Consider the following 2537-nt stretch of genomic DNA (forward strand, 5'->3'; position numbering starts at 1 on the left):
CTCGGTGCGATCGTGTCGTGGGTCGAGCAGGGCAAGGCCCCCGACCGGCTCGTCGCGTCCGCACGCGGCGCCGGCAACCCCGGTGGCGTGAACCCCGAGGTGCCCGCGTCCTGGTCGCCGGATCGCACGCGACCGCTGTGCGTGTATCCGCTCGTCGCGCGCTACGTCGGGGGCGACCCCGAGTCGGCGTCGAGCTTCGCCTGCAAGCCGAACTCGGGTGGCCGGCACGGCGGCCGCTGACCCGACCTGAGCGGGGCGGTGCGCCGGGCGCACCGCCCCGCTCAGCGCGCGGGTGCCAGGTAGGCGTCGGCCCAGGCCGCGATGATGCGTGCGGCGCGGGCCGCGTGACCCCTGCCCGTCAGGAAGTGGTCGGTGCCGTCCAGGTCGATGAAGCTGCGCGGATGGTGTGCGGCGAAGAAGATGTCCTGCGCATGCCGGATCGGCACCATGGTGTCGTCGGGGGAGTGCAGGATGAGCAGCGGCGTGCGCAGCCGCTCGATCACGTCGTCCAGATCGGTGCGGCGCAGGTCCTCGACGAACCCGCGGCGCAGCGTGAGCTCGCGCCCGCCCACCCGCCACTCCGCCTCGCCGTGCGCCATCACGAGATCCACGACGTGCTCGAAGTTGTGCTCGGCGTGCTTCGGCTCGTACGGGGCGCCGACCGTCGCGACCGCGCGGATGTCGGGGCACTGCTCCGCGGCGGCCAGCACGGCGGCGCCGCCGAACGAGTGCCCGACGAGCAGCGAGGCCGGCGTGCCGCGCTCGGCCATGAACCGCGTGGCGGCGACCGTGTCGGCGACCTTGAGCGAGAAGGAGCTGTCGGCCCAGTCACCGCCCGAATCGCCCAGCCCGAGGTTGTCGAACCGCAGCATCCCGATCCCGCTCGCCGCCAGCGCCTTCGAGATGCGCGACGCCGCGGGGGAGTCCTTGCCGAGGGTCAGCCCGTGGCTGAACACTCCCCAGCCGCGCACCTCGCCTTCCGGCGCCTCGAGCACCCCCGCCAGCATCGGTCCGGACGTCGACGGGAACTGCACCTGCTCGCTCATGCGCTTCATCGTGCCAGTCGAGCGCGAATGCTGCGCGACGCGCACCCGGCAGGTGGAGGGTCAGACCAGCAGCTGGTGCCGCGCGAGGTCGCGGTACAGCGGAACGGACTCCACGAGCTCCGAGTGCGTGCCCTGACCGACCACCTCGCCGTGGTCGAGCACGACGATGCGGTCGCTGTCGATCACGGTCGAGAGGCGATGCGCGATCACCAGCAGCGTCCGGCCCTCGGCGACCGCGTCGATCGCGTCGCGCATCAGCTGCTCGTTGAGACCGTCGAGCGACGACGTCGACTCATCCAGGAGGAGGATCGGCGGGGCGGAGAGCAGAGCACGCGCGATCGCGAGACGCTGGCGCTCGCCGCCGGACAGCATCACGCCGTCCTCGCCGACCGGGGTGTCGACGCCGGCGGGGGACCGGTCGATCACGCCGCCCAGGTTGACGGCGCGCAGCACGCGCTCGCATTCGGCGTCGGATGCGTCGGGCGACGCGAGCCGGAGGTTGTCGGCGAGCGTGCCGGCGAGCGTGGGCGCATCCTGCTCGACATAGCCGAACCGGGCCCGCAGCTCGTCGCGCGACAGCTCCCGCACGTCCTGCCCGTCGAGCTCGATCCGGCCGTCGGTCGGGTCGTAGAAGCGCTCGAGCAGCGACAGGATCGTCGACTTGCCCGCGCCGCTCGGCCCCACGAGAGCGACGCGCGACCCGCGGGGAACCTCGAACGACACGCCGCGCAGCACCTCCTCGGCGCGATCGTCCTGCGCAGCCTCATCGAGCGGCACGTGCGCGTCCAGGGCCTCCTGCTTCGCGCGCTCGCGCGCGGCGACGGCGGCCTCCGGGTAGCGGAAGCGGACGTGGCGGAACGCGATCGCGGGAGCGCCCTCGACGGGCGCAGCGGCGCGCGGCGCGGCGTCCGCAGCGGTCTCGTCGGGAAGGTCCAGGATCTCCTGGATGCGGCCGAGCGCACCCAGCGCCTGGCCGACGCTCGAGATGGCGCCGAACGCCGAGGCCAGCGGCATGATCATGAGGAACAGGAACATCACGAACGTCACGAGGCTCGCGACCTCGACGGCGCCAGAGGCGACGCGGTAGCCGCCGACCCCGAGCACGACGAGGATCGACGCCTGCAGCGCGACGCCCGCGATCGGCACGACGAGCGCCGACGCCTTCGCGACCTCGACGCCGGCCTCGTACGCCTCTTCGGCCTTCCGTGCCACGGCGCGCTCCTCGCGGGTCGCGGCGCCCGCGGCGCGGATCGTGCGCACGGCGCCGATCGCGCGCTCGATGCCGCTCGTGAGCTCGCCCACCCGCTCCTGCTGACGCGCCGTGGCGCGGCGCATCCGGCCGCTCAGCGACACGACCGCGACCACGCTGATCCCCAGCACCCCCACGATGCTGAGCAGCAGGATCGGGTCGATGATCAGCATCGCGATCAGCGCGCCCACGAACAGCAGGATGTTGCCGACGCTGTCGGCGAGACCCTGCGTGAGCACGGC

The 2537-nt window shown here is 73.2% G+C and carries 3 protein-coding genes; 1 reads left to right on the forward strand and 2 read right to left on the reverse strand.

The annotated features are described in order from the left end of the window. A partial coding sequence (locus RIF89_RS13835; protein ID WP_309069664.1) for a tannase/feruloyl esterase family alpha/beta hydrolase occupies positions 1–240 on the forward strand: 240 nt, incomplete at its 5' end. 41 nt (positions 241–281) lie between these two features. Here the strand turns inward: RIF89_RS13835 and RIF89_RS13840 are convergent. Both RIF89_RS13840 and RIF89_RS13845 read right to left on the reverse strand, forming a co-directional pair. Beyond that, positions 282–1046: an alpha/beta hydrolase family protein gene (locus RIF89_RS13840; RefSeq protein WP_375294487.1), complete on the reverse strand. Its 765-nt coding sequence runs from the start codon at positions 1044–1046 to the stop codon at positions 282–284. 60 nt (positions 1047–1106) lie between these two features. Further along, a partial coding sequence (locus tag RIF89_RS13845; protein WP_309069666.1) for an ABC transporter ATP-binding protein occupies positions 1107–2537 on the reverse strand: 1431 nt, incomplete at its 5' end.

It is taken from the genome of Microbacterium sp. (genome assembly GCF_031178525.1).
GTDB lineage: Bacteria > Actinomycetota > Actinomycetes > Actinomycetales > Microbacteriaceae > Microbacterium.